Origin of the sequence: Streptomyces sp. NPDC008317 (assembly GCF_042955955.1) — a bacterium.
GTDB lineage: Bacteria > Actinomycetota > Actinomycetes > Streptomycetales > Streptomycetaceae > Actinacidiphila.
Genome location: NZ_JBIBFQ010000005.1, coordinates 463,518 through 489,073 on the forward strand (window position 1 = coordinate 463,518; position 25,556 = coordinate 489,073).

General features: G+C 70.7%; 19 protein-coding genes. 7 read left to right on the forward strand and 12 right to left on the reverse strand.

The window, feature by feature from the left end; genetic code table 11:
• Window positions 1–223: 223 nt before the first annotated feature.
• The 6 genes from ACFY9V_RS19260 to ACFY9V_RS19285 all read right to left on the reverse strand — a co-directional run bounded on the left by ACFY9V_RS19260 (window position 224) and on the right by ACFY9V_RS19285 (window position 6,356).
• Window positions 224–985, reverse strand: a complete 762-nt coding sequence (locus ACFY9V_RS19260; RefSeq protein ID WP_391162045.1) for a nucleotidyltransferase domain-containing protein — start codon at window positions 983–985, stop codon at window positions 224–226.
• 80 nt (window positions 986–1,065) lie between these two features.
• Window positions 1,066–1,365, reverse strand: a complete 300-nt coding sequence (locus ACFY9V_RS19265) for a hypothetical protein (protein ID WP_355345544.1) — start codon at window positions 1,363–1,365, stop codon at window positions 1,066–1,068.
• Window positions 1,366–1,512: 147 nt separating this feature from the next.
• On the reverse strand, window positions 1,513–2,484 hold the full coding sequence (locus ACFY9V_RS19270; RefSeq protein ID WP_391162224.1) for an HTTM domain-containing protein: 972 nt from the start codon (window positions 2,482–2,484) through the stop codon (window positions 1,513–1,515).
• Window positions 2,485–2,575: 91 nt separating this feature from the next.
• Entirely contained in the window at window positions 2,576–3,166 is a 591-nt protein-coding gene (locus ACFY9V_RS19275; protein WP_391162047.1) for a DUF5819 family protein, read from the reverse strand.
• Between the two features lie 246 nt (window positions 3,167–3,412).
• Window positions 3,413–4,633 carry an ice-binding family protein gene (locus ACFY9V_RS19280; RefSeq protein ID WP_391162048.1) on the reverse strand — a complete coding sequence of 407 codons (1,221 nt, stop codon included), beginning with the start codon at window positions 4,631–4,633 and terminating at the stop codon, window positions 3,413–3,415.
• A gap of 343 nt (window positions 4,634–4,976) precedes the next feature.
• Window positions 4,977–6,356, reverse strand: a complete 1,380-nt coding sequence (locus ACFY9V_RS19285) for a peptide ligase PGM1-related protein (protein ID WP_391162050.1) — start codon at window positions 6,354–6,356, stop codon at window positions 4,977–4,979.
• 212 nt (window positions 6,357–6,568) lie between these two features.
• On the opposite strand from ACFY9V_RS19285, the gene ACFY9V_RS19290 reads away from it, so the two are divergent.
• The 3 genes from ACFY9V_RS19290 to ACFY9V_RS19300 are packed head-to-tail and all read left to right on the forward strand — an operon-like array spanning window position 6,569 to window position 8,554.
• Window positions 6,569–7,210, forward strand: a complete 642-nt coding sequence (locus ACFY9V_RS19290) for a HemK2/MTQ2 family protein methyltransferase (protein ID WP_355345559.1) — start codon at window positions 6,569–6,571, stop codon at window positions 7,208–7,210.
• Window positions 7,194–7,463, forward strand: a complete 270-nt coding sequence (locus ACFY9V_RS19295; RefSeq protein ID WP_355345562.1) for a CDGSH iron-sulfur domain-containing protein — start codon at window positions 7,194–7,196, stop codon at window positions 7,461–7,463. Before ACFY9V_RS19290 ends, ACFY9V_RS19295 begins: the two co-directional genes overlap by 17 nt.
• The gene (locus ACFY9V_RS19300; protein ID WP_391162051.1) at window positions 7,463–8,554 is read left to right on the forward strand and encodes an iron-containing redox enzyme family protein; all 1,092 of its coding nucleotides are present in this window, start codon (window positions 7,463–7,465) and stop codon (window positions 8,552–8,554) included. Before ACFY9V_RS19295 ends, ACFY9V_RS19300 begins: the two co-directional genes overlap by 1 nt.
• Window positions 8,555–8,675: 121 nt before the next feature.
• Here the strand turns inward: ACFY9V_RS19300 and ACFY9V_RS19305 are convergent, their stop codons facing one another.
• On the reverse strand, window positions 8,676–9,131 hold the full coding sequence (locus tag ACFY9V_RS19305; RefSeq protein WP_355345568.1) for a hypothetical protein: 456 nt from the start codon (window positions 9,129–9,131) through the stop codon (window positions 8,676–8,678).
• Window positions 9,132–9,425: 294 nt separating this feature from the next.
• Between ACFY9V_RS19305 and ACFY9V_RS19310 the strand changes: the two genes are divergently transcribed.
• Complete coding sequence (locus ACFY9V_RS19310; RefSeq protein WP_391162053.1) at window positions 9,426–10,166, forward strand: dienelactone hydrolase family protein; 741 nt, start codon at window positions 9,426–9,428, stop codon at window positions 10,164–10,166.
• Between the two features lie 179 nt (window positions 10,167–10,345).
• Window positions 10,346–11,245, forward strand: coding sequence for a GNAT family N-acetyltransferase (locus tag ACFY9V_RS19315; RefSeq protein ID WP_391162054.1), 900 nt, complete (start codon window positions 10,346–10,348; stop codon window positions 11,243–11,245).
• A 36-nt stretch (window positions 11,246–11,281) separates the two neighbouring features.
• Here the strand turns inward: ACFY9V_RS19315 and ACFY9V_RS19320 are convergent, their stop codons facing one another.
• Window positions 11,282–11,668 (reverse strand): DoxX family protein, encoded by a 387-nt coding sequence (locus tag ACFY9V_RS19320; protein ID WP_355345577.1) that lies wholly within the window; start codon window positions 11,666–11,668, stop codon window positions 11,282–11,284.
• 564 nt (window positions 11,669–12,232) lie between these two features.
• On the opposite strand from ACFY9V_RS19320, the gene ACFY9V_RS19325 reads away from it, so the two are divergent.
• On the forward strand, window positions 12,233–12,655 hold the full coding sequence (locus ACFY9V_RS19325) for a hypothetical protein (protein ID WP_355345580.1): 423 nt from the start codon (window positions 12,233–12,235) through the stop codon (window positions 12,653–12,655).
• Window positions 12,656–12,786: 131 nt separating this feature from the next.
• Here the strand turns inward: ACFY9V_RS19325 and ACFY9V_RS19330 are convergent, their stop codons facing one another.
• Window positions 12,787–13,644 carry a LysR substrate-binding domain-containing protein gene (locus ACFY9V_RS19330; protein WP_391162056.1) on the reverse strand — a complete coding sequence of 286 codons (858 nt, stop codon included), beginning with the start codon at window positions 13,642–13,644 and terminating at the stop codon, window positions 12,787–12,789.
• An 18-nt stretch (window positions 13,645–13,662) separates the two neighbouring features.
• On the opposite strand from ACFY9V_RS19330, the gene ACFY9V_RS19335 reads away from it, so the two are divergent.
• Window positions 13,663–14,031, forward strand: a complete 369-nt coding sequence (locus ACFY9V_RS19335) for a hypothetical protein (protein WP_355345586.1) — start codon at window positions 13,663–13,665, stop codon at window positions 14,029–14,031.
• Between the two features lie 24 nt (window positions 14,032–14,055).
• On the opposite strand, the gene ACFY9V_RS19340 is transcribed toward ACFY9V_RS19335, so the two are convergent.
• The 3 genes from ACFY9V_RS19340 to ACFY9V_RS19350 form a co-directional block, all read right to left on the reverse strand.
• Entirely contained in the window at window positions 14,056–14,448 is a 393-nt protein-coding gene (locus ACFY9V_RS19340) for a hypothetical protein (RefSeq protein WP_391045360.1), read from the reverse strand.
• 3 nt (window positions 14,449–14,451) lie between these two features.
• The gene (locus tag ACFY9V_RS19345; protein ID WP_391162057.1) at window positions 14,452–20,895 is read right to left on the reverse strand and encodes an RHS repeat-associated core domain-containing protein; all 6,444 of its coding nucleotides are present in this window, start codon (window positions 20,893–20,895) and stop codon (window positions 14,452–14,454) included.
• A gap of 172 nt (window positions 20,896–21,067) precedes the next feature.
• On the reverse strand, window positions 21,068–25,480 hold the full coding sequence (locus ACFY9V_RS19350; protein ID WP_391162059.1) for a LamG-like jellyroll fold domain-containing protein: 4,413 nt from the start codon (window positions 25,478–25,480) through the stop codon (window positions 21,068–21,070).
• Window positions 25,481–25,556: the final 76 nt, after the last annotated feature.

Here is a 25,556-nt window from a genome sequence, read left to right on the forward strand (position 1 = left end):
GTGCCGCCGGGGCTCTGATAACTCAGGCACAGCACACGGTTGTTGACCGCTGAGGACACGCTTTCGTCGTTGTCGGTGACGTCGTCGCAGCGGGACAGATCGGTGGTGCCGTCGTAGACGCTCACGACCTTGAACGTCCCGGTGGCCACCTGGCCTGCTACTCATCCGATCAGCCGAAGGTGCATCCGGCGGACCGTCTTGACGTATCCACGCTGGGCGACGCCTACTCGGGGCTTCCGCCCATGGCCAGAGTGCGCTTGATACCACGCCGCACGAAGGCGCGGGCCCGCATCGCTCGGCGGATTCGCCGCAAAGGGCTGATCGGCTTGGGATCTGCGTACCGGCGCTCATGGATGTCTCGAACCACATCTGCCGGCGCACCCAGTTCCAGCAGTTCCGCGAGGGCCTCACCCTTTGTGATCAGCCGTCCGTCGCGTAGCGTGACGGTGGCTCGGGCCAGGACCAGCAGGCCCAGATCCACCCAGATGTCCCGGAGCCAAAGTAGGGGCTTGCCTGTGGCCGGAAGCCAGAACTGTCCCAGGTCGCGCCGGATGAAGTCCTCCAACTGCCCGCACGTGAGCGGCGGGAGCAGTTCCGTCGGTGACGGACCATGGAGGGTGAGCCCGCCGTCGAGCAGTTCTCGGCGGGTGACCGGTGTTACTGGGCGTCCCAGGATCATGCTGTGTGCCCAGGTGACATGGTGCGTCTCGACCTCGGAGAGCGATGTTGTGACCATGTACGAGCAGTGCAACTTGGCCGCGGCTGGATCTTCGTCCAGCAGGCGCTGGTGAATGCTCGCCAGCCGGTCCCTGTGCTCGCCGTCCAGAGGGCGTTCGACGATCGCGATGAGATCAAGATCGCTGCGTCCCGGCTGGAAGTCGCCAAGCGCGAGGGAACCGTGTGCCCAGACGGCCACCATCGGCACCGCCAGCTGTATCTCGGAGACGAACCGGTTGAGAACGAGATCCGTTTCGGTCGCCGCCATAGCCGAGATCCTCGCACACGGGCACGCACTGCGCCGCAGGTTCCGCATGCTCACGAGCTACGGGGCCGGAGTACTAATGGTCAGACGGGATCGGTGAACGAGATCGGTTTGCCGGTGGCTTGGGCGTAGGCGATCTCCCGGGTCGTGGACTCGCCGACGTAGCCGCCGGGGTTGACGATCAGAACGCGGTCGGCCAGGTCGATCTTGCGCAGGTGGAGGGCGTCCAGTGCGGTCTTCTGCTCGGTGGTGATCGGTGCGTCCGCTTCGCCCGGCGCGACGACGATGGCACCGGCGAAGGTCAGGTCACGGTTCGCCGCGCGCATCTCGGCCACGAACCGGGTGGAGCCGCAGATGCAGACAATCTCGGGCCGGTCGGCCACGGCTGAGTCCTTCGGGTCGAACGGGAAACCGTCGGAGCCGACAGTTTACGCGGCGAGATGGACACCACGCGGTCGGCGGGAGGCGGCGTGCTCGACGTCGAGAGGTCAGGGGGCGCCCGGCTCACCGGCTTCCGCTGGCGACACAGCCTAGAGCGCGGGTTGGGCGGGGATGGGGGGCGCGTCGGTGGGGTCCGGTGACGCGGGGGTGGGGCGGCGGAATCGGCGGAGCTGGGTGGAGAGGGAGAGGTAGAGGCGGTCGGGGAGGAAGGCGGTGTCGGCGATGATCATCGCCGCGGAGAAGAGCGGCAGACCCAGGAAGAGGGCGATGCCGGTGTGCATGCCGATCAGGACGACGAGGACGGGGTACTTGAGGCGGCCGAACAGGACGAAGGGGAAGGCGACTTGGACGAGGACGGTCACGTAACCGGCGATGACGAGCACCGTCGGAAAGCTGTCGGCGAGATGGGACAGCGCGGGCCAGGGCTGGAAGAGGGGGAGATTGAGTACGTCGTGCAGGGCGGTGCCGTTGCCCCAGGAGGCGCCCTGGACCTTGTAGAGGCCGGCGGATCCGTAGAGGAAGCAGACCTGGGCCGCGATGACGAACATGCCGCAGTTGTGCAGCACCGTGGTCAACGTGCGCCGGACGTAACGGAGTTGCACGAAAGCGTGCGCGTCCGGGCGGGCGGGGCGAAGCCGAGTGCGGCGTGCGTCCAGGGACCAGCGTCGTCCGCAGGCGGTGAACATCAGGTAGACGGACATCAGCAGGGTGAGGTTGTCGCCGCCGTCCGTCATGAAGAGCGCCCTGGCGTGGAATGAGGCGACGACGACGGCGAAGAGCACGGAGACCGCCCGCGTCCGCCAACCCAGCGCGAAGAGCGCGCAGATGATCACGGCGAAGGCGTAACAGACCTCGAAGTAGACCTTGTTGTCGGACAGCGTGAGGACGCTGGCCCAGCCGCTCTGGGCGAAGAGCTGCCGGGCGAGGTCGGGAGTCCACGGCGAGCCGGGTCCCCAGATCTCGTCGCGTTGCGAGAACTCCCGCAGCAGGAAGACGAGGTAGAGCAGTCCGTATCCGATCCGCAGCACGGCCGCCGCGTACAGGGACACCGGTCGCTCCATGAGCAGCGCGTACGCCCGGCCGGTCCCGTTCGGGGTGGGCCGCGGCACGTCGGGCGCCGGCCGCACCGCGTCGTCAGTGGACGTCACCTGGTCAGTGGTCATTCGAGGGCACCTTCCACCAGGGCAGCAAACGGGTGTCGGCGGCCGTGGCCGCGGTGGCGACCGGACGCGCGTGCTCGACGGCGACGGGCACGGTGACCACTCGGAGTTGGACGGACTGGACGGGACCGTCGCCGACGGGTCGGCGGGCCCCCACGCGCTGCACCGCGATGTTGCGCAGGTACCGCTGGGTCATGACCGCGCGGTCCGAGTGGGGCTCGTCGTCGCTCCCGTGCGTGTCGACGTAGGAGGACCAGGCCCGGCGCAGCATGTTCTGGTGGGTGTGGCTGGGGAACGGGTCGTGCTCGACCGCCGCCGTGTCGGCTGCGGTCAGGTCGACCCACGCGGTGACGTGCATGGTCCCGTCGGGGCCGGTGCTCGCGACACGGGCGTAGACCGTCCGGTCCACCGACTCGGGATCCGGCGCGAACAACTGCCAATTCTGCTCGAAGACCGGGTAGATCCAGGCGTTGATCTGGCGGCCGAACCGCTGCGAGATCGGATTGGCCGGTGCCACGTGCAGGAACACCATGGCCACATGGGTCAACGCCGTGGCCACGATCAGCGCGATTGCGATCCCCATGCCCGCTCTCAGCGGGACGGGCAGTCGGTGTTGTCCGGAGAACTCCGGTGATTCGTCCGGAAATTCCCGTACGTGCGTGTCGGAATCGACCCGCACCGCTGTCCCTGCTGCCCGCATCTGCGCCTGCCCTCTACTTTCCGCTGCTGCCTTTTGTGCGGCCCGGTGCCGCGGCGCGCGGCGGATTCGGTGTCAATTCCGCCGCGCACCGCTTGGTCGCTCACCGAGCGGGGTCGTGCTCCGGGCGCGTCAGCGCTGGTGACCCGCCTGGGAAGCGGGTTGTGCGCCGTAGCCCTGGTTGTCGGACCAACCGCCGGGCTTGCCCGGCTTCTTCTTCGGCGGGCAGTGCTTCACGGGCTTCTTGGGCGGGCAGTGCTTCACCGGCTTCTTCGGCTTGCAGTGCTTGCCCGGGTAGTGACCCGTGCCGCCGGTCGAACCGCCGGTGGTGGCCCCGCCGGTCGTCGTACCACCCGTCGTGGTGCCGCCGGTCGTGGTGCCGCCCGTGGTCCCGCCAGTGGTCGTGCCACCGGTCGTCGTACCACCCGTGGTCGTCCCACCGGTCGTGGTGCCACCGGTCGTCGTCCCACCCGTGGTCGTCCCGGCCGTCGTCCCACCCGTGGTCGTCCCGCCCGTGGTGGTTCCCGCCGTCGTACCGCCCGTGGTCGTGCCGCCGGTGGTCGTGCCACCGGTCGTCGTACCGCCCGTGGTGGTGCCACCGGTCGTCGTGCCCGTGCCGCACGCCGGCCGCGTGATGCGGTTGGTGTCCAGCGTCACCGAGCCGTTACGGGCCAGGGCGCGGCCGTCGATGCTCGCGCCCGTGGTCACGTTGATCGAGGTCAGGGCGAGGATGTTGCCCACGAAGGTGGAGTTGGTGCCGATCGTGGCCGAACTGCCGATCTCCCAGAAGACGTTGCACGGCGAGGCGCCGTTGACCAGGAGAACGCGGCTCGCGGACGCGGTGGTCAGGCCGGAGCCCACCTGGAACACCCACACGGCGTTGGGATCGCCCTGCGCGTCGAGGGTCAGCGTCCCGGTGAGACCGAGCGTGGACGAGGAGGTGTAGACGCCGGGGACCAGGGACAAACCCCCGGCGTCCGGGGGCAACGCCGAGTCCGTGGCCTGTCCTGCGGCGTCGTTGAACGCTGTGACCAGGTCGGACTTCGCCTGGAGGGCGACCGCGTCCGCCGAGTGCTGGGCCCCGTTGACCAGGCCGGGCGGGAAACCGGTGATGGCGGTGCCGGGGCTCACCCCGAGGTCTCCGGTGATCACCGAAGGACCCGTGTTGGTGACCGTCTGACCGGCCAGTACGGCGAAACTGTCCGCCGTTCCCAGCGGGACGGCCGTGGCGGTGGCATCCGCCTGGGTCGACACCGCGGCGACGAGAGACGCGGCGATCAGCGGCGCGACCACCGCCGCGACCCACGTGGGAATGGTGCGACCTTTCGGCGCGGGCAGGATCTGTGACGTCATAGAGGCGTGACTCCTGACAGGAACGGCAGCGAAGCCCGAAAGGCGGGTTCTGAGGACGGCCGACTCCGTGCCAGGCACACTAAAGAAAGAGATGCGGAAGCGATGCACGCATACGAGTGAAGGATTGATTTATCAACCGGCATGGTCGAATATCGCAGAATCGCGGGGCCGGAAAAACGTTCCCGCTATTGCACGTCACGCCGGAATGCGCCGCGAGGAAATCATCGCCATGAGCGGCCGATGATGAGCGCGGGTGCCCGCCGCTCGCGCTCAGGCGGACCGATCCGGCCCATCCGCGGTCGCCCGAAACGGAGTTCGGCCCCGCGCGGACGCGCTCCGGGGTTCAGTCCTGGAGCGCGGACGGCAGGGACGCCGCCAACTCGTCCAGCCTCCGCGCGGAGCGCGCCAGGATCGCGTACCGCCAACTCACGCCGTCCGCAGGGGCGTCGGCGTAGAGGACGACCCCGTCGCCGCGCTCGGGGTCGTAGTCCAGCGCGCGGTCACGGAGGCGGTCGAGTGCGGCGGAGAAGGAGTACGGAACGGACGCGCGGACCGTGCCCGTCGTCCAGGTGACGGGGGTGCCGCGGGCGAGGCGGACGACCAGGTCGTACGGGGTGGTCGTCGCGGTGCGGCGGACGTTGGACTCGGTGGCGTACAGGGTGCCGTCGGTGGCCACGAGGGCGTCGATGTCGTAGGGACCGCGGTAGCCGTGCGCGATCAGGTGGCGGCCGAGGGCCATGCCCCAGTCGCGCAGTTCGTCGCACACCGTCGGGTGCACGATGCCGCGCAGCGGAGCCCGGTAGCCGGTGAAGGAGCCGTCCTCGGTGCGCATGGCACCGTCGAAGAGCGGTCGCGGTCCACCCGCCGCGGCCACGAACTGGGCGCTGATCGAGACGGTGTGGGGGACGTACTCCTCCACAGTCCAGCGGCTGTCCGACCCGAATCCTTCTGACGCGAAAGCGTCCGGCCCGAAACCGTCCGGCCCGAAACCGTCGACACCACGTCCGTCCACGCCCAAGCCGTCCGAGCCCAGACCGTCCGGCCCGGCGACACCACGTCCGTCCACACCCGAGCCGTCCGCCGCGACCAGCGGATCCTCGGCGCCGACGAACCGCAGCCCGTGCCCGCCCGCCGACCGGTCGGGTTTCACGACACCGCGCCCAGAAACGGCCGCGCGGAGCACCGCGCGTACGGTCTCGCGCAGGTCGGGGCCCGAGCAGGTGCGTCCGTACGGCACGCGCATCCCGGTCCGCTCGGCCACGGCGCGGAAACCGGCCTTGGTGTTGCACAGCTCCGTGACCGCCAGCGCTTCGGCGCCGACCGCCGGCCCGCCGCGACCGCAGGGGGACACCGGGACTCCCAGCGCGGCGGCGAGCGCGAACGTCGAGGCGTCCAGGGCGATGGGCAGCAGCCGGGTGCCGGGGCGGGCCGCCGCGAGCGCGCGCAGCTCGTCGGTCAGGCCGGGCGTGTCGGCCACGGATTCGGCCATCGCGACACCGGGTCGGTCACGGACGGTGACGATCCGTACGGAGTCCCTCGGGACGCCGGTCAGGGCGCACGCGTACCGCGCGAACGGCTCGGACAGCGGGACCGGGGTCAGCAGTACGTCACCGGGCCGGGTCAGCCAGATCTTCCGCGGGGCCTGCTCGGCCCACCGGGCGACCACGGCGTGTTCCCGCAGGTCGACAGCGAGTGCGGAGGCGAAGTTGGCAAGAACGATCAATGATGGAGTGCCACTGTCCTTCGGCGCCATAGAGGGTGTGTGCCCGCGATCGCGGCGGGAAACCCGGTTCCGGAATTTCCGGAACCGTCCGAATCCCTATCGGGTCGCCGTCCGTCGATTGGTACCCCGCATCCGGGGCAGTCGGCCCTGGACCACACAAATAGGTGACTCAAAGTCATCGCATCATGCGTCGGAGGTGGACCGTGCTGTGTATGCCAGGTGTCTATCAACCCCAGCAGGACACCCACCTCCTGATGCGGGCCATGTGCCGCGAGGCCGTGGCGCCCGGGATGCACGTACTGGATCTGTGCACCGGCAGCGGCGCGCTGGCCATCTGCGCCGCGCGGCTGGGCGCCCGGGTGACCGCCGTGGACATCGCGTGGCAGGCCGTGCTCTCGGCCCGCGCGAACGCCCTGAGGGCCGGGCGACGGGTACGGGTGCTGCACGGCGACCTCGCGGGGCAGCGGGGACGGCACGACCGCCCGTACGACCTGGTGGTCAGCAATCCGCCCTACGTCCCCTCCCCCGCGGCCGAGCCGCCGGTACGGGGCGCGGCCCGCTCCTGGGACGCGGGGCACGACGGGCGGGCGGTCGTGGACCGGATCTGCGCGACCGCGCCGCGCGTCCTGGCGCCGCACGGCGTCCTGCTGATGGTGCACTCGGCGCTGTGCGGGGTCGAGGCGACGCTGGCCTCCCTGGCGGAGGCCGGGCTGCGCGCGGCGGTGACCGACCGGGAGCTGATCCCCTTCGGGCCCGTACTGCGCGGACGAACGGCGTGGCTGCGGCAGGCGGGACTGATCGACGGGGAGCAGGACAAGGAGGAGCTGGTGGTGATCCGTGCCGAACACGCCTGAGCGCCCGCGCCGCGTCCTGGTCGAACGGGACGGGCCCGTCCTGGTCGAGGGGCCGGTGACCGTCGTCGGCGACGACGGTGTCGCCGTGACCTCGCACCGCTTCATGGTCGCGGTGTGCACCTGCCGCCGCAGCCGGACGCACCCGTGGTGCGACACCAGCCACCGCCGCCGGTCCAAGGGCGGCGGGGACGGAGAGCCGCCGGCGTGCGGCGCGCAGCGGACGGCTCCGGCCGGGCCGGAGGGAGAGTCCTGATGACGACCGCGTACCCGACCGCGAACCCGCCGACCGCGAACCCGACCTCCTACCGTGAGTCGCGTGCCACCACTCCCCCGCTTCCGACGCCCCGCGGGCCGCTGTCGGCCGCCGTGGTGGCGTCGCTGCGCGACGGCGCGGGAGAGCTGCCCGGCGCCGGTGCCGTGGCCGCCGCCGATCCGTACGGCGACGACCTGCAACTCGCCCTGTATTCGCTGTACGAATTGCACTACCAGGGCTTCGCGGGTGTGGCCGACGACCGTGAGTGGGACGTGGAGCTGCTGCGGACGCGCGGCTTCCTGGAGGACCGTTTCCTGCGCCAGGTGCGCGCGGACGCGCCGGCCCGACCGCACGCGGCGGACTCCGTCGCCGCCCTGCTGGTCGAACCGGTGGGAGACGACGGCACCGGTGTCAGTCATTACCTCCAGCCCGAGGGCCATCTCGAGCACTTGCGGGAGTACGCGGCCCTGCGGTCCCTGTACCACCTCAAGGAGGCCGATCCCCACGCCTGGGTGATCCCGCGCCTCCACGGCCGGGCGAAGGCGGCGATGGTCGCCGTCGAATTCGACGAGTTCGGCGGCGGGCACGCGGAGGACATCCACGCGCGGCTCTTCGCCGACCTGATGACGGACCTCGGCCTGGACACCGCGTACGGCCGCTATCTGGACGCGGCGCCCGCCGAGGCGCTGGCGGTGGTCAACCTGATGTCGCTCTTCGGCCTGCACCGCGCGCTCCGCGGCGCGCTCGTCGGGCACTTCGCCGCCGTCGAGATCACCTCGTCGCCGGGTTCCCGGCGGCTGGCGCGGGCGATGCGCGCCAACCGCGCGGGCCCAGCCGCGGAGCGCTTCTACGACGAGCACGTCGAAGCGGACGCCGTCCACGAACAGGTCGTACGCCACGAGGTGATCGCTCCTCTGCTGGCCGCGGAGCCGCAGTTGGACGCCGACGTGGTCCTCGGCATCGAGGCGACCGGGCTGCTGGAGGACCGTCTCGGCGCGGCGCTGCTCGACGCCTGGCGGAACGGACGCAGCGCGCTGCGCACGCCGTTGGAGCCGCTACGGGACCGGCCGTCGCCGCGCACCGGAGGCTGACGGTTCCCCTGCCCGACGCGGGTCCGAGGAATTGACCCACCGGCCCGGTCCGGTGGCGGCGCCATGGGCTTGGGGGCGCGCCGCCGGGCCGGTGGCCTCTTCCGGGCGGGCGGGATACGGGTCAGGACGGACGCGGGGGGCGGGCCGTGTGGTCGGGGTGGCCGTGCGTGCGGCGCGCCTCCTTCATCTCGGCCTCGTGGATGTGGCGCGCGCCGCCCGCCAGGTCGGTGCGGATCTGCTCCTCCATGCGCCGGAAGGGTTCGACGTACGTGTCGTCGTACGCCTCGACCATCTGGAAGGTCCAGTAGCCCGGCAGGACGTTGCGGCCGACGATCTCGCGTTCGAGCCGCTCCGCGTGTTCCGCGTGGCCCGCGGCCCTGAGGTGCTCGACCGCCTCGCCGAGTCGCAGGTCGGCTCCCCCGGTGAGCTGGTGGAAGTCGTACAGCCGCCCGCGCGCCCGCTCCACCGTCTCGAGGGCTTCGGAGAGGATGCCGAGCGCCTCCACCGAGGCGTCGCTCAGCCCGGCGGGACGTCGGGCCGGTGCCGCGGGGCCGCGCTCTTGTTCATGGTTGGTCATGTGCAAGACCTTCCCCGGCCGGCCGTGTCCATCACGGCGATCGGAACGCCCGGCGCGACCGGCCCGCGGCGGGAGGCCGGGGCGCACCGGGGGCGGCCGGCGGCCACGGCGTCGCGGAGAAAACCGGTTGGCGAAGCGTGCCCGGCCCTTGCTAGCCTCCGGGAGGCCGTGCGAGAGAACGAGGAGGTGGTACCCGTGAACGCAGTATCGACATGGGTGCTCCCCTCTGGGGCCACGGTCGGGCGATAGGTCGTCCGGGAGCGCCGTCAACGAGCACTCCCGAAAGGCACGACCATGCGATTCACTTCTGAGCAGCGCCTCGACGAAGGCGCCCTCGAACGCGAATTCACCCTCGGCGAGATCCCCGGCATTTTGTGGACGCCCGATACGGCGTCCGCGGTGGCACCGGCGCCGCTGATCCTGCTCGGCCACCCTCCCCTCGGGCTGCGCAAGATGTACCCCCGGCTGCTGGGCCGGGCCCTGGGCTGCGCGGCGGAGGGTTTCGCCACGGCCACCATCGAGCTCCCCGGAAGCGGCGACCGGCCTCGCCTGCCTGCCCTCGACGAGGCCCGCGCCGACCTGCGCCGGGCGATGGAGACCTGCGAGCCGGTCGGCGACGAGATCGTCCACGCCCTGGTCCTCCCCCTGGTGGAGGCGGCTGTCCCGGAATGGCGGACCGCCCTGGACGCCCTTCTCGCACTGCCCGAGGTCGACGGCCCGGTCGGGTACTCGGGAGGGGTGATCTCCGTCGGCGTCCGGCTGGCGGTGGTCGAGCCGCGCGTCTCGGCCGCCGTTCTGTTCGCCGGGAGCCTCGTGCCCCGCGCCATCTTCGAGGAGGCCAAGCAGGTCACCATTCCCCTGCACGTCCTCCTTCAGTGGGACGACGAAGGCAACGACCGGCAGGCGTCCCTGGATCTCTTCGACACCTTCGGCTCCAAGGAGAAGTCCCTCCACGCCCACCTCGGCGGACACGCCGGAGTCCCGGAGTCCGCGGGTGCCGCCGCGGCCCAGTTCTTCACCCGCCACCTGAAGTAGCGGCGCGCCGTCAGACCGGTCCCGGACGGTAGCCCGCTCCGACCGGGACGGCCCCGGAGGAGCGCCGCCGCCGGCTCGGCGGCGCTCCTCCACACACGGCCCTACGACCGGAGGCACCGGGGAGCGACGTGGATCGGTCGCCTCTGGTCCGACGGGACTTCTCTGACTAGAGTCAGAGAATGGACGCACGAGAGATCGCCCAGGTGCGGCGGTTCAACCGCACTGTCACCGAGCGCGTGGGCGTGCTCCACGACCGTTATCTGGGCCGGGACCGGCCGATCGGTGAGGCACGGCTCCTGTGGGAGATCGACGAACGGGGCCAGGACGTACGCCGGTTGCGCGAACGGCTCGGCCTCGACTCGGGATACGTCAGCCGTCTGCTGCGCTCCCTGGAGACGGACGGGCTGGTGACGGTGGAGCCGCTGCCCCGCGACAGACGGGTGCGCACCGTCCGGCTCACCGAGGCCGGTCGCGCCGAGCGCGCGGTGCTCGACGGTCGCAGTGACGAACTGGCGGGTTCCCTGCTGGAGCCGCTCAACGCCGTCCAGCGCTCCCGGCTGGTCGCCGCCATGGCCGAGGTCGACCGGCTGCTGACCGCCGCGACGGTCACCCTGGACGTCGTCGACCCGGACCACCCCGACGCCGAGCACTGCATGCGGTCCTACTTCGCCGAGTTGCGCGAACGCTTCGACGCCGGTTTCGATCCCGCGCGCAGTCTCCTGCCCGACGCCGGTGAACTCCGGTCGCCGCACGGCCTCTTCCTGGTCGCCCGGCTGCACGGTGAGCCGGTCGGCTGCGCCGGTCTGAAGCTGCCGCCGGGGGCCCCGGCCGAGATCAAGCGCATGTGGGTCGCGCCCCGGGCCCGCAGACTCGGCCTCGGCCGCCGCTTCCTGGCCGAACTGGAACTGCGGGCCGCCCGCGACGGCCGCGACCTGCTGCGCCTTGACACCAACAAGGCGCTGAACGCCGCGATCAGCCTGTACCACTCCTGCGGTTTCGAGGAGGTCGCGGCCTTCAACGACGAGCCGTACGCCCACCACTGGTTCGAGAAGCGGATCACCACACCGCCGTCGGGATGAGTCCCCACCGCCACGATGGCCGCGGCCACTGCGGCCTCAGCCGGTGAAGGGGTGGGGGCCGAGGCGGCCCCAGGTGATGAACAGGGCCAGGCAGAGATAGAAGAGGTTGAGGAGGACGAAGGGGGCTTCGGCCGGGCGACGGGCGTGGGTGGTCATCGCGCCGACCATCAGGAGGCACCAGCAGATCGCGGTGACGGGGACGAAGAAGGGGGCCACGTCGAGAGCGGCGGGAAGGATGAGGCCGAAAGCGGCGAGGAGTTCGAGGACGCCGAGGGATTTGACGAAGGTGACACTGGCGTCGCCGGTCCAGCCGCCGCCGTGAGTGGCGGTCAGTTTGTCCTTGGGAATGAAGGCTTTGGAAACACCGCCGGTCAGTGCCACCGCGGCCAGCAGCCCGGTGACGATCCACAGCGCGAGGTTCATCGTCCGCTCCTTGATCGGGAATTGCCTGTGTCCCGTAGGACGAGACAGCCGCCGCGCCCTGTGACACGCCAGCGGAAACGGCGCGGGACGAAGGCAGGAACGGGCACGGGACGAAGGCAGGAACAGGCGTGGGGCGAGGGCAGGACCGGGGGCGGCACGACGGCAGGACTGGCACGGGACCGGGCGCGGCCAAATACGCCGAATTTGCGCATGCTTGAACCTTGTGCGGGCCGCTTTCACCCCTTTTACCCTCCCCACAGAACCCGTGGGACCGAGAAGTCAACTCCCGCCACTGGCGTCCCCACACGTAACAAAGCGACCAATTGAACCCATGTGATGCAGGTCGGTCCAACCTGCTTACGGGGTGGGGCGACGTACCGCTATTCTCAGCCCCCGAGTGTTCGTAGAACGACGTCAGCAGGGAGACAAGTCACCATGTCGCACGATGTACCGCCGCCGGGCCCACCGACTCAGCCGCCGAGCGCGAGCGGCCCGTCCGGGGGTTCTTTCGACCCGGCTTCGGTCAACCGACTCGACTGGGCAATTCTCGGTATCGGGTTCATTGTGTTGATCTTCTCGTTCTTCGACTACTACTCCTGGGATTTCGGGAGCGGTTACGGCATCAACCTCGGCAGCGTGAGTTGGAGTGCGTGGCACTTCAGCCACGGGCTGTTCATAGCCTGGTTCGCGATGGTCATCACGGTGCTCAGCGCCGCGGTGCTCGCGGTCAGCCTCTTCGTGCCCACCGTCACGCTGCCCGCGCCCGACCGCATGCTGACCTTCGTCGGCTTCGCGGTGGGCTTCGTCCTGTACCTGATCGCGATCTTCGCGCACTCCGACTTCGGCCCGGCCGGTGGCCACGGCTTCAGCTTCTGGGTGAGCCTGATCCTCGCCGGTGTCGGCGCGGTCCTCGCTCTCATGCGGGCCCAGCAGACGAACACCGCACTGCCCGGCAAGCTCAACAGCCTCCCGCGCGTCGGCCGGTAGTCAGGCAGTCCGCAGCACCACACGCGGCACCGGCCGGACCGCCGCCCCACCCTCAGTACGGTGGAGGCGGCGGTCGGGCTCGCGGCTCTCGCGCACCGACGCGTGCGCGCCGCGCATCACACGCGCTACGCCTACGCCCTGCCCGCCGCTGCCACCGCCGCCCGTACGAACGAGGCGACAAGCGCCCGGTCGTCGCTCCGCGACCACGCCACGACCAGCCGGCTCGTGGGCGCGTCGGTCACCGGCACGCACACCAGACCCGGATGCGCCGACTCGGCGAGCGACCGCGGCAGCACCGCGATCATCCGCCCCAGCACGATCATCTGGACCATCTGCGGCACGTCCGCGACCTCCGGCCCGCTCCCGTCGTCGGGCACACCCGCCCAGCCCACGCCCTGCCAGCGCGGCAGCGTCTCGCCGTCCAGATCCGCGAGCCGCAGCTGCGTACGCCCGGCCAGCCGGTGGTCACGCGGCAGGATCGCCACCCGCCCCTCCACGAACAGCGTCTGGGACGCGAGCCCGGTCAGGTCGTCGAACGGCGCGTACAGCAGCGCCACATCGGCCCTGCCGTCCCGCAGGTGGTCGGCCCGGTCGGTGGCGCCGCCGAACAGCACGTCCACCCGGCGCGCGTCCGGCCGTTCCGCGTACGCGGCGAGGATTCCGGACAGTAGATTGGCGTCGCCGCCCGGCTTGATCACCAGCCGCAGCTGGGCCCGCGCGTCACCGGCCCGGCGCGCGCTCTCGGCCGCCGCGCCGACCGCGTTGAGCGCGTGGCGGCCGTGGTGCAGCAGCGCCTCCCCCGCCGGGGTGAGCGCCACATGGCGGCTCGTACGGGTCAGGAGCAGGACACCGAGGCGCGACTCGACCCGCCGGATCGCCTTCGACAGCGCGGGCTGCGCGATGGACAGGCGCTCGGCGGCGCGGCCGAAGTGCAGTTCCTCGGCGACCGCGACGAAGTACTCCAGCTCGCGCGTCTCCAGGTCACTCATGCCCTCAGGTTATCGCCGATGATCCAGAAGGTCTTGGACGTGGCGGCCGGGCGGCGGTTCCATGGACCCATGATCAGCCACACGATGATTGTCTCGTTCGAACCGTCGATCCCGGACGCGGACCTGGATCAATACCTCAAGGACATCGAAAGCCTGATGGTGGGCTCCGGGCACGTGCGTACCTTCTCCGCCCGGCGCCACATCCGTGTTCCCGCGGACGACCACAGCCCGGTGTTCACCGCCACCGCGATCGTCCACATCGGCGTCGCCGACCTCGACGCGCTCAACGCGGCCTTCGCCATTCCCGGCACCGAGGAACTCATCAGCCGCTGGCAGGCCCGCTACCCGTACCAGGTCGTCTGGGCCAACCACGAGCCGCTGGCCTGACCGACCCACCGGGCGGGCGCGTGCTCAGTGCGCGCGCTTCCGCCGCACCCACGCCACGACGAAGCCGACGGCGGGCAGGGGCAGGGCCAGGACCGCGAAGAGCGCGGCCAGCACGAGGACGATCGCCGCCTTGCCCGCCGGGCCCTCGTCACTGGCGCCGACGATCCGGACCGCGCAGGAAGCCGCCGCCCCGGCCACCGCGAGCGCGGCCACGGCGACGGCCTCCCGCCGGACACCCAGGCGTCCGAGCAGGACGCCCAGCGGGATGCCCAGGACGCCGACGGCGGCGAAGGCGGCCAGCAGGGTGACCACCGTGGGGTCGACGGGCGAGGCCGCCCTCGACGCCCACGGAGTCGCCACCGCGGCGGCGATCCATGGGGCCGAGGACAGCCAGGCCCTACGCGTCGTGCGTGTCATCCGTTATTTGTTCTCCATGGCGTTCCGCAGATTGCGGGCCTGCTGCTGCCACTGCTGCTTGGCGGCGCCCATCTTGACCCCGGCCCACGCGAACAAGTTCGACCCCGTCGTGTATGCCTTCTGCGTCAGGTACACGCCGTCCTTCCGGGACGAGATCGAGAACTTGATCTGCGAACCGGCGTCGTCGAAGTATCCCTTGTTGGTCACCGTGAAGGTGAAGGAGGTCTTGTCCTTGAAGGACACCTTCACCTTGCCGGGTCCGCCCGCGATCCGGCCGAGGCCGTGCGCGATCGAGTCACCCGGGTGCAGCGTGCACATCGCGCCCTGGGTGAAGGCGTCGCAGCCGGTCACCTTGAACGGGAACATCTCCTTCGGGTGCGCCTTGAAGTAGGCCATGATCTCCTCGGGTGTGCCGAGGCTGTTGGGCCCGATCAGCTCCGACATCGTGTATTTGTAGCTCGGGTGCGGCGAGAAGGCGACGGACTTCTCCTGGGCGTGCGCGGCCGCGTACGTGTCCCGCTCGGGCTCCGGCGCGTTGCCGCCGTACAGGTCCTTGATCAGGTCCTGCCACCGGTGTTCCCTCGGCGAGGAGATGCCGAGGGTGCCGCACAGGTCGTCGCAGTGGCGTCGCGCGTAGGAGACCTTGCGCTGCGTCTTGAGGCTGACGTACGGGTTCTGGTTGACCTTGCTGCTGCTGCACTCGGTGTGCACGCAGTCACCGGTCTGGGTCGCCCACGCGCTGCAGTCCTTGCCGCAGGCGTTGCCGTGCTCGTCACAGCCCTCGTGACCGTTGCGGCAGGTGTACAGGCCCGTCGGGTCGCTCTGGGAGACGGGGTCGTTGCCCGCGTACGCGTAGCCGTTGAGCGACTGCGGGTCGCTGGTGTCGAGGTCGGCGTCGACCGAGGTGAAGCGGCCGGTCGACGGGTCGTAGTCGCGGGCGCCGAGGTGGGTCAGGCCGGTGCCCGGGTCGTTGACGCCGCCGACGAAGCCCTTGTCCCCCGACCAGGCGGTCGGCGCCGTGCCGCGCGGTTCCCCGAAGGGGGTGGTACGGCGCTGCTGCATGGTCAGGTCGGCGCCGTTGATCTGGAGTTGGCTGGTGCCCTGGCTGTCGGCGATCAGGAACGACACCTTGTTGTCGTCGGTGCGCATCGCCTGGTTGCCGTCGCCGAGGTCGTAGTAGCGGGTGGCGCGCGGTGTGGTCGACCCCTTGGCGAGGGCGACCTCGGTGCCGCCGAGGTAGAGCGTGCTGCCGCTGTCGGTACGGACCACCAGCCGGTTGCCGTCGGCGTCGTAGACGTACGAGGTGGTCTTCGTACCGCCGTTGCCGTCGACCGCGGTCACCTGGGTCAGGTGGCCCTCGGTGTCCCACACCTGGGTCTGCTTGGCGGCGCCGACCGTGCTGGTCTGGGTGCCGCCGATCGCGTCGTACGTGTAGGACTTCAGCGTGCTGCCGCCGGGGCCCGTGGTCCGCATCTGGCTGAGCGTGTGCGGCTGGGGGCTGGTCGGGGCTGGGTAGGAGTAGTCGCGGACGGTGTCCTGTGCGGTGGCGCCGGTGGCGGAGTGGTCCGTCTCCTTGGTGCGGTCGCCCGCCTTGTCGTAGCCGAAGGACTGCCAGTACGCGGCCGGGCCGCCGAGTGCCGCGGCGCTCGGGGTGGCCGCGCAGCCCGCCGAGCCCTGCGCCCACGCCTCGGTCAGCCGGCCCAGGTAGTCGTACTGGAAGCACTGGGCGTCGGTGCCGTCGCGGGAGACGTCGGTGAGCGAGGTGATGTCACCGGCCGGGTCGTAGCCGTACGTGGCGGACTTGTCGGTGCCCGGCGCGTCCTGCCGGTCGACGCGGGAGTTGGACAGCCGCTGGGTGCCCCACTGGTAGGTGTTGGTGACCTGGGTCATCTTCTGCCCGGCCGCCTGGAAGGTGTACTGGAGCGCCTGGCCGGTGTAGCTGTACGTGGTGTTGGTCGTGTACGTGGCGCCGCCGGAGCCGGACACCGTGCTGGGCCGCAGCACCTCGTCGTAGGTCGGGGTGACCGCTTCCGCGGGCAGGCTGCCCGCCGCGGGGTAGCCGACGGACTGCGTGGTGCCGTCCGCGTTGTACTGCACGTTGCCCTGGTAGGAACCGGCGAGCGCGCCTTCGGCCGCCGGGATCGTGGTCGTCGTGCGGTGGGCGCGGTACAGGTTGTCGTACAGCGAGTAGGCCACGGTGTACGCGGAGCCCGTGGCGCCGCCGACGTAGCGGGCGGCCGAGGCGATCTGGCCCTTGAAACCGGCCGGGTCCCACACGTGCTTGGTCAGCAGCGGGCCGGTCGCGTCGCCGTCGTGGGTCTCGGTCTCCCGGCCGAGCCCGTCGTAGAGGTGGGTGACGCTCTTGCCGCGCTGGTCGGTGCTGGAGACCAGTTGGCCGCGGTCGTCGTAGCCGGAGTCGGTCGTGCCCTTGTCGGGGTCGATCGCCTTGGTCTGGTTGCCGCGCTGGTCGTAGCGGTACTCCCAGACGGTGCCCGACGCGTCGGTGACCTTGGAGAGCTTGCCCGCCGGGGTGTAGTCGTAGAGCGTCTTGTCGTACGGGCCCGTGGGTGTCGCGGCCTGGTACTGGTCCAGCTCACGGACGTTGCCGCCCGCGTCCACGACCGTGGTGGTCGGTGTGCCGCCCTTCGGCGGGGTGACCGTGGTGCGGTCGCCGCCGTAGGCCGTGGTGGTGGTCGCGAGGACCTGGCCGCCGTCGCCGTTGCCCGCGACCTGCTGGCTGCGGACGACCCGGCCGAGACCGTCGTAGGTGTTCCACGTCTGCGTCTCGACCGACAGCGCGTCGTCCACCTTGTACAGCACGGTGGAGGGCGCCTTCGCCGCGTAGTACGAGGCGAAGGTCTTCGCGGGCAGGCCGCGTTCGTCGTAGAAGGTGTCGGAGACCAGCATGCCGCCCTTGGGCCCTGGCGTCTGGGCCTGACGGACCCTCAGGAAGCCGTCGTACAGCGCGTACGCGGTCTGCGTGCCGGTGCCCGCGAGGCTCGTGGTGGCCACCACCGGGGGCTTGCCGTCGGCCAGTGTGTACGTGAAGGCGGAGTTGGGCGTCTGGTTGTTGGCCTTGGAGCGGTCGGGCAGCCAGATCCTCAGCTTGTGGCCCAGCGCGTCGTATGTGGTGTCGGTGCGCTTGCCGTTGGTGTCGACGACCGTGACGGGCAGCCCGCGTACGGGGTCCAGGGTCGTGGTGGTGGTCTGCGCGGTGCTCGCGTCTCCCGCGGTGGCCGGCGGTGTGGTGACCGTCGTCGTGGTCGGGAAGCCGGTCGCCGGGGCGTAGACCGTGGTAGTGACGCGGCCGTCGGTGCGGTCGGTGCGCTGGGGCGCGCCGGTCACGGTCGCGGTGACGTTGCCGCTCAGATCGGTGGCCGAGACGGCGCGGCCGTAGGAGTCGTAGGCCGCGGCGGACTCCAGGTAGGTGGCGGTGGTGCCGTTGTGGGACTTCAGGCTCGCCACGTGCGTGGCGTCACCCGCGGTCGGCGCGGCTCCGTAGGCGTGGCCGTCGTAGGCGGTGCGGATGTCGGACAGGACGTCCTTGGTGTAGTCGGGGGTCGCCGAGCAGGGCACCGCGACCGTGAGAATCCGCGAGGGGTTGTCCAGGATCCAGTCGGTGGCGTTGTCGACGTAGGTGGTGGTGGCGCACCGGTCGTCGGCGGCGGTGGAGATGTCACCGTGGTCGTCGGTGGTCAGGACGCGGCCCGCGGTGTTGTCGAAGGTGCGGGTGACGTCGGTGATCCGCCACGACGAACCGGCGCCGTTGTCCAGGGAGGTCCAGGCGCGGGTCTCCGCGGTGCCGGTCAGATTCGCGGCGATGGTGCCCCAACTGCGGGTGACCGAGGCCGTTTCGTGGTGCCAGGGGGTGCTGACGGTCTTGTCCAGCACCTTGCCGTCGGGCCCGGAGTAGTGCTCGGTCTTGTACTCGACGCCCGCCAGCGAGTCGTGGTCGGTGATGGCGCCGCCGTTGTCGTCGGAGACGGTCACGGTGCGCTTGCCGCCGGTCGTCTTGTCGGCGTCCATGCCGCGCAGGTAGTAGTGGTCGGTCCGCGAGCTCATGCCGACCGGGTCCTGGCCGCCGGTCTCCACCTGGACGTGGGCGTAACCGCGCCAGGTGGACCAGGACTTGTACTTCTCCTTGGTGATGCCGTCGTCGGAGTCGTAGTGCCAGGCGGCCCCGCCGAGGTAGTCGTACCTGGTGACCTCGTCGGGCGAGGAGGCGGTGCGGTCGGACTGGATGACCTGCTTCACCACGTACTTGTTGAACCACTGGCGCGACGGGTCCTCGTCGCCCTCCTTGGTGAAGGACTGCGGGAAGCAGAGCGTGGTGTTGGTGTCGGGGGTGGGCAGGTGCGCGGCGTCGCAGGCCGCGGTGGAGTAGGTGATGTCGGTCTGTCCGCCGGTCTCGTCGTCGATGGTCGAGACGCGTTCCTTGATGAACGGCGAGGTGTTGTCACCGGGGATGTCCAGCCGGTTGGTGCGCTGGTCGTACCCGAAGGTGATCTTCGGCATGGTCAGGTCGGGCGCGCCCTCGGGGGTGTCGGCGTTGCCCGTGTGCTCGATCGACGCCAGCTCCAACTGGTAGTCGATGTCGGCCATGCCCCACTGGTGGCCCAGCTTCCACGTGTCGACCGGGGTGTACTTCCCGGCCGAGGTGAGCACCTGCGAGGTGACCGCGGTCAGGCGCTCGCGGGTCCAGAAGGACGGGCCGAAGGAGTGGCAGTCGCCGGTCGACTTGCAGTTGAGGTCCCACGGCGTGTCGTACCAGGGGGAGGCGGCGTTGTCGATCTTCGAGGCGTCGCAGGCGCCCGCCGTGGCGGACAGGCACCTCTCCCCGCTGGTGAAGGCGACCTGCGCGAGGGCCTTGGCCGAGTACATCGCGGTGGACTTCAGGCCGTAGTCGATGTGGTCCAGGTAGCCGCCGCGGACGTAGGTCGTGGGGCTGGCGGCGGTCCTGGCGCGGCCGTAGTAGTTGGTCTCCTTGGTGTAGTAGTACGCGATGGCGTTGCCGTGCGGGTCGACGGAGTAGTCGAGATTCCACCGCCAGCCCTGCTGGCACCAGGAGTTGGCGAAGGTGGAGGCGTGGCACGGCTCGTCCGCGTTGTTGCCGAAGACCGGCACGGTCCACGTGGAGTCGGTGGTCGCCTTGCCGCTCGCCCAGCCGGGCAGCCGGTTGTAGCCGAAGTAGTACTGGCTGCCGTCGGTGAGCGTCAGCCGCCAGTACTCGTCGTTGCGGGCGCCGTTGGAGCGCACGTCGGTGGAGGTGCCGTAGACCCGGTCGACCTTCGTGCCGTCGTCGCCCTTGATCCGGAAGGAGTTGGTGCCGGTGGCAACCAACTGGCCGGAGTGGCCGTCGAAGGAGATCGACGCGTTGTCGTACGCCCAGCACAGGTCCTCGTACTTCTTGCCCGAGGAGTCCTTGGCGCCTTCGTCGCCGCAGGACTTGTAGCTGCGCTCGATGTAGCCGGGCGACAGGTCGAAGCCGTCACCGGCCCAGGACGCCTGGTTGTTGGTGCTGCTGGTGCGGCCGTCGACGCTGCCGGAGTCGTAGGACAGGCCGACCTTCGGGGTGAAGCTGCCCGGCACGTCGGGGGCGGGCATGTCGTAGGACCAGGTGAAGGAGCCGGTGTTGGGCCCGACGTTCCAGTTCGAGGACGGGGACAGCGAGGTGGCGGTGTAGTCGCCGTGGTCGCTCGACGTGCCCGCGGTGGCCGCGAGGACCGTCGCGGTGCCGGGCGCGCCCGAGGACGCCAGGGTCAGCGCGTCGGCGGTCAGCGTGTGCGCTGCCGCGTCGTTCGTGGCGCGGACCGGGGTCCGCGTGGTGCAGGCGGGCTTGTCGGGGGTGGTCAGCGCGCACGCGGGCAGTGTGACCAGGCGCAGCCGGGCCGCGTAGGCACCGCCGTACGCCTGGGCGTACGCGCTGTCGTCCACGCGGACGCCGACCGTTCCGCCCTCGGCGTCCGCCCGCGGTGCGACGGTGAACAGGAGGCCGTCCACGCCCGCGGCCCGCGTGGTCTTCCGGTCCAGGACGCGTACGGTCGCGGCGCCGGTCAACGGCGCGGCCGTCGCCTTGGCCGCGCCGCGGGCCGTGGCGGATGTCGCCGCCGCCGGCACGGTGAGGGTCACCGGGAGCTTTCCGGCGCGCACCGCCGTGGGCTCGGCGTGCGCGGCGGGCAGCGTCACCGTGGCGGTTCCGGGCGCGGCCCAGGACTTCTCCGCGGCCCGGTCGTCGGCCCGGTGCGGCAGGCCGTCCTCGGCGCGGGGCGCCGTCGTGGTGCTGGAGTGTCCGGCCACGGGCGCGCCCGGGGACGGTGTTCTCGGCATGTCGTCGGCCTGGGCCGCCGGTAGCGCGGCCACTTGCAGCAGGCCCGCCACCAATGCTCCGCAGGCGAGCAGCGCGGCCTTGCCGCGCGCGCCGCCCGTTGATGTCCGTCTGTCGCTCACGCTTGTCCCGTCCCCATCCCTCACCGTGTGCGCCCCCGTCTTCCGACGTCGGCAGCACGAACCGCCGCCGGGCTCCGCCCGTGCGCACGTGTCTGATCTGTCACTTCGTCGAATGCCACGCGTCCGGGGCGGCGCGCGATGACCCGCGCGCCGCCCCGGTGGTGCTACCGGGTCAGGGCCCGGCGGTGGTGTCGAGATCCACTCCGCTGGCGAGCGCCGCGATCTGGGTGTCGGTCGCGACTCCGCCGAAGACCCACACGTCGTCGATCACACCGGGCCAGTACTCGCCCCAGGTGGACGTGCCGGTCTTGAGGCGGCCCAGTTGCAGGCCCTTGGTCGCGTCGAACGGCAGCACCGAGGAGTTCCACGACACCGACTCCTTGCACGCCGGGTCGTCGGGGTTGCCGTCGTCGTCACCGTCGGAGCAGAGCGACTGCTGCATCTGGCCGTTGATGTACAACCGCATCTGACCGGCCATCAGGTCGTAGACCACGGCGATGTGATCCCACGCGCCGTTGTCCTGGAAGCTGGTGTCGGAGGCGGTCGAGACGACGGCGCCGGTGCCGTCCGCGTTGGACGTCTGCAACTGCCAGGCGCCCGCGTGGGCCGGGTCGGCGGAGTCGGGTACGTAACGCACCGCGAAACCGCTGGTGTTCGTACCGGCCATGCTCAGCACCGTCACCGGTTTCGTCGGCCGCGCGGCGGTGGAGACCCACGCGCCCACCGTGAAGCTGCTGTTGGTGTGGATCGGTGACGTGGTGGTCGACGCGTAGCCGGTGGACGTGCCGTTGAGCACCAACGACCCGGTGCCGACCATGCTGTTGGCGCCTGTGGCGTCGATCTGCGCGCCGCCGCCGAGGGTCAGCGGGTGCTGGTCGGCCGCGGTGGTCAGCGAGTCGGGCGAGACCTGGGGAGTGCCGGACGCGCTGTCCAGCTTCCAACGCCCCTCGACCACGAGCTGGTTGTGGTACATCGACTCGGCTTCCGGCGCCGACAGGGCCCGGTCGTAGAACCGCACGTCGTCGATCTGACCGGGGAAGAAGCTGCTCGGCGCGCCGTCGTACGCCCCGGCGCCGATCTGGACGGGTCCCTTGCCGTAGAAGGGCGCGGCGAATTTCGTCGTGGCCACCCAGAGGCCGTTGACGTACAGCCGCATGTCGTCGGTGTTCGCGTCGTACGAGCCGAGGAGATGGGTCCAGACACCGGCCGGTGAATGGGTGGTGTCACCCTGGGAGGCCCGCACGATCGTGGCGCTGTCGGAGTCGGCGGTGTAGGCGTCGAAGGACCACCCGTAGGTCGCGGAGTAGTACAGCTCGAAGCCCGGCCGGTAGGTGCTGGTCTGGGTGGCGATGATCGCCGCGTGGTCGGGTTTGGCGGACAGTTTCGCCCAGCCGACCACGGAGAAGCTGCGCTGGTTGTTGACCTGCGGGGAGCGGGTGGACGCGTAGCCGCTGGTGCCGTTGAGGGTCAGCGACTTGTCCTGCGCGCCCGCGCTTCCCGCGGTGACCCCGCCGTGCAGGATCGCGGGGTCCACGTCGGCCTGGCCGTGCACCACCGTGGTGGGGTTGCCGTCGTCCTGCGCGGCCGGTTCGTCCAGCGGGAAGACCGCGCTGGCCGGGCGGCCGGCCCCGAGCTGCTCCCCCTTGTACAGGTGCGCCACGTCGGCGGCCACCAGGGGCTTGTCGTAGATCCGGACGTCGTCGACCGTGCCGGGGAAGAAGCTCCCCGGGGAGCCGGAGTAGCTCCCCGCGCCGATCTGGAGACCGCGCCGCGCGTCCCACGCGGTGGTGTAGCTCGTGGTCCCCATCAGGGCCCCGTTGACGTACAGCGACAGGGTGTGGGCCGTCCCGTCGTACGTGCCGAGCAGGTGGTACCACTGTCCGGCCGTGACGCCGCCCGCCGTGGCGGACATCGCGCGGACCGGGGTGGCGGTGGCCGAGTCGGAGCTGTACTGGTTGAACACCCACCGGTCGTAGCCCTGTGAGTAGTACAGCTCGAAGCCCGGCGCGTTGTTGCCCGGCTGCGCGGCGACGACCGCCGCGGCGGTCGGCATCCGGTCGAGCTTCACCCAGGCGGCGACCGTCATGCCCTGGTCGGTGTGGACGGCCGGGATGTCGGACTGGAGGTAGGAGTCGGTGCCGTTGAAGTCGACGGCGGTGCCGGACTTGCCGGGCGCGCCGAGGGTCGGCGAGCCGACCACGTTCAGGGTGCGGTCACCGGCGGAACCGGCCGCCTGAGTGGCGCCCGCGTCGTCGTCGAGTTGCCACTGGGCGCGGGCGGGCTGGCCCTCCTTGACCCGGAACTCGTACACCTCCGGCTCACTGCCGTTGCCCGCGCTGTCGAATGCCTGCACGTTCAGGAAGTTGGTGCCCGCGCGGGTCGGCCGGAAGGTCACCGACTTCGCCGCGCCGCCCGAGGTGGCCACGGTGTGGGCCGTGTCGCACACCGCGTCGGCGTTGACGCCGTAGCAGTACTTCACGACGTCGGTGGAGGCCGAGCGGAAGGTGAAGTCGCCGTCCCGGCCGACGCCGTCGTACGTCGGGTCGTTCGGGTTGTTGTCGTCGACGGCCGGGTAGTCGCCCGAGGTGATCACGGGGCCCGCCGGCACGGTGGTGTCGTACACCCAGTAGCAGTTGGTCGCGGAACCCGCGGACGACCACGGGGAGTAGCTGTAGTACTTGCCCTGGTCGTAGTCGACCGCGCGGGCCTGCCAGGCGATCGTCTTGTTCTTCGGGACCGTCTTGCCGCCCAGCGTCGCGGTGAGCTTCGTGGAGAAGGTCGAGCCGGACTTCTTCGGGCCGATCTTCGCCGAAGTCCACTGCGTGACCAGCCCCTTGCCGTCACCGGCGTCCCACGCGACGGAGAACTGCACGCTCACCTGGTCGCCGTCGGGGTCGGTGACATCGCTCGCGCTGATCGTCGGCAGGGTGCGGATCCGCACCGACGTGGACGGGCTGTGGCAGGAGGCGCCGGGGCTCATCGACAGGTGGGACATGGGGATCTGCTTGGGCGGCTGGTTGTAGTGGACCCGCAGATACGCCTTGTTGGTGAAGCGCTTCCAGCCGTACGGGTCGGACTCGTTGGCCTTCAGACCGAAGGTGGTGGTCCCGGAGTTGTGGGCCGCCGCGTACTTCACGCCGGTGGTGGCGTTGAACTCGACGTCGGAGGCCGCGCAGCCGGAGCTGCCGTGCGCCTCGGTCTGGGTGTCGATGTGGTCGAGCCAGTGGTCGGCGGAGGAGTTCCAGGTCGTGCCCTTGGTGAAGCCGCTGGTGCGCCACAGCTCGATCGGCTTGGCGGTGCACGACGCCGACCACGTCTCGTGCGCGATGAAGGTGGCGTCCAGGATCGTCTTGCCCGCGAACTTCGACGTCGGGAAGGAGTAGAAGAGCCGCTTGACGTCCCTGGGCGCGCAGTAGGTCCAGTCGCAGTCGCCCACACCCGCGTCGTCGTCGCCGTTGAAGCGGTACTGCGGGCTGGAGGCCCAGTAGCGCGAGACCATCGTCCAGTCCCCCGCCCTGGGGGTGTACGTCTGCGGGTCGATGTACAGCGGGAACGAGGTGTCCGCGCCGGTCAGCAGCGCGTGGTCGGGCGTCAGCGTCAGCGAGCCGGACGCGTCGGAGGTGTCGACGGCGACGGCGATCGGCGCCATCTGGGAGGTACCGGTCGGGCCCTGCGCCGGGTCCTCCGGGCTGCCGTCCTCGGCGGTCGCGGCCTTCGCGCCCTTGGCGGCCCTGGTGGTCCTGGCGCTCGTGGTTCCGGCCGCCGGGGTGTTCGTCCCCTGCGTGCCGGAGTCCCACATGATCGGCTGCGGCGCCGCGAAGACCTCGCCGCCGGTCGTGGTGTCGGTGGCGGTCAGACCGCCGTCGGCGGTGCGCGCCACGTCGAGGCCGTCGGTCACCACCCCGAAGGTGAGCTGCGTGAGCGCCGGATTCCGCGCCGCCGCGGCGGTGTTGACCACCAGCAGCTCGTGGAAACCGTCGGTGTCCGCGCGCACCCGGAGGTCGACGTCAGGCAGGACGTTCTTGTACGTGGCGGTGTCGCCGTCGAGCGTCGGCGCGGGCAGCGCCGACGGCCAGGTGTACGACAGTTTCCGCCCGGCCCTGTCCAGGGTCACCAGCGGTGCGGAGCCGCCGCCCGACAGCTCCATGCCGACCGACGCGACCGCGGGTGCGACGCCGCCGTCGGGCCGCCGCACCAGAGTGTTGTCGATCGTCTTCCACTCGCCGCCGACGCGGGCCCGGACCGGACGCAGGTGCTGGTCCGTCTCCAGGCTGCCGTCTGGCAGCGCGTACGTCTCGTTGGACTCCGTCCGCAGCGACGTGATCTCCACGCTCTGCCCGGCCTCGGCCGCCTCGGCGACCGCCGCGTCCCGCGTGAGCGCCGTGCGGTGCGAGGCACCGGTATCGGCCTTCACCGGCTTCGAGGACTGTGTCGCCTTCGAGGACTGTGTCGCCTTCGACATCGATGTCGACGTCGGCTCCGCGCCCGGAGTCGGTGCCGCGGCGACCGCGATCGCCGCCGCGGGACCCACCGCGACGACCAGAGCGGACGCGAGCGTCACTATCAGCCCACGAGACGCACGCACACGTCTGACCCCACCCAAATCCATAATCCCCCCATGAGACGCGCCGCCTTGTAGGCGTCTGTTAACAGTGCGCGAA

What these genes read in the sequence shown, in the direction of transcription:
- ACFY9V_RS19260 (WP_391162045.1), bottom strand. Translation starts at nt 985, where the DNA reads ATGGCGGCGACCGAAACGGATCTCGTTCTCAACCGGTTCGTCTCCGAG.
- ACFY9V_RS19270 (WP_391162224.1), bottom strand. Translation starts at nt 2,484, where the DNA reads ATGGAGCGACCGGTGTCCCTGTACGCGGCGGCCGTGCTGCGGATCGGA.
- ACFY9V_RS19275 (WP_391162047.1), bottom strand. Translation starts at nt 3,166, where the DNA reads ATGGGGATCGCAATCGCGCTGATCGTGGCCACGGCGTTGACCCATGTG.
- ACFY9V_RS19280 (WP_391162048.1), bottom strand. Translation starts at nt 4,633, where the DNA reads ATGACGTCACAGATCCTGCCCGCGCCGAAAGGTCGCACCATTCCCACG.
- ACFY9V_RS19290 (WP_355345559.1), top strand. Translation starts at nt 6,569, where the DNA reads ATGCCAGGTGTCTATCAACCCCAGCAGGACACCCACCTCCTGATGCGG.
- ACFY9V_RS19300 (WP_391162051.1), top strand. Translation starts at nt 7,463, where the DNA reads ATGACGACCGCGTACCCGACCGCGAACCCGCCGACCGCGAACCCGACC.
- ACFY9V_RS19305 (WP_355345568.1), bottom strand. Translation starts at nt 9,131, where the DNA reads ATGACCAACCATGAACAAGAGCGCGGCCCCGCGGCACCGGCCCGACGT.
- ACFY9V_RS19310 (WP_391162053.1), top strand. Translation starts at nt 9,426, where the DNA reads ATGCGATTCACTTCTGAGCAGCGCCTCGACGAAGGCGCCCTCGAACGC.
- ACFY9V_RS19315 (WP_391162054.1), top strand. Translation starts at nt 10,346, where the DNA reads ATGGACGCACGAGAGATCGCCCAGGTGCGGCGGTTCAACCGCACTGTC.
- ACFY9V_RS19320 (WP_355345577.1), bottom strand. Translation starts at nt 11,668, where the DNA reads ATGAACCTCGCGCTGTGGATCGTCACCGGGCTGCTGGCCGCGGTGGCA.
- ACFY9V_RS19330 (WP_391162056.1), bottom strand. Translation starts at nt 13,644, where the DNA reads ATGAGTGACCTGGAGACGCGCGAGCTGGAGTACTTCGTCGCGGTCGCC.
- ACFY9V_RS19335 (WP_355345586.1), top strand. Translation starts at nt 13,663, where the DNA reads ATGATCCAGAAGGTCTTGGACGTGGCGGCCGGGCGGCGGTTCCATGGA.
- ACFY9V_RS19340 (WP_391045360.1), bottom strand. Translation starts at nt 14,448, where the DNA reads ATGACACGCACGACGCGTAGGGCCTGGCTGTCCTCGGCCCCATGGATC.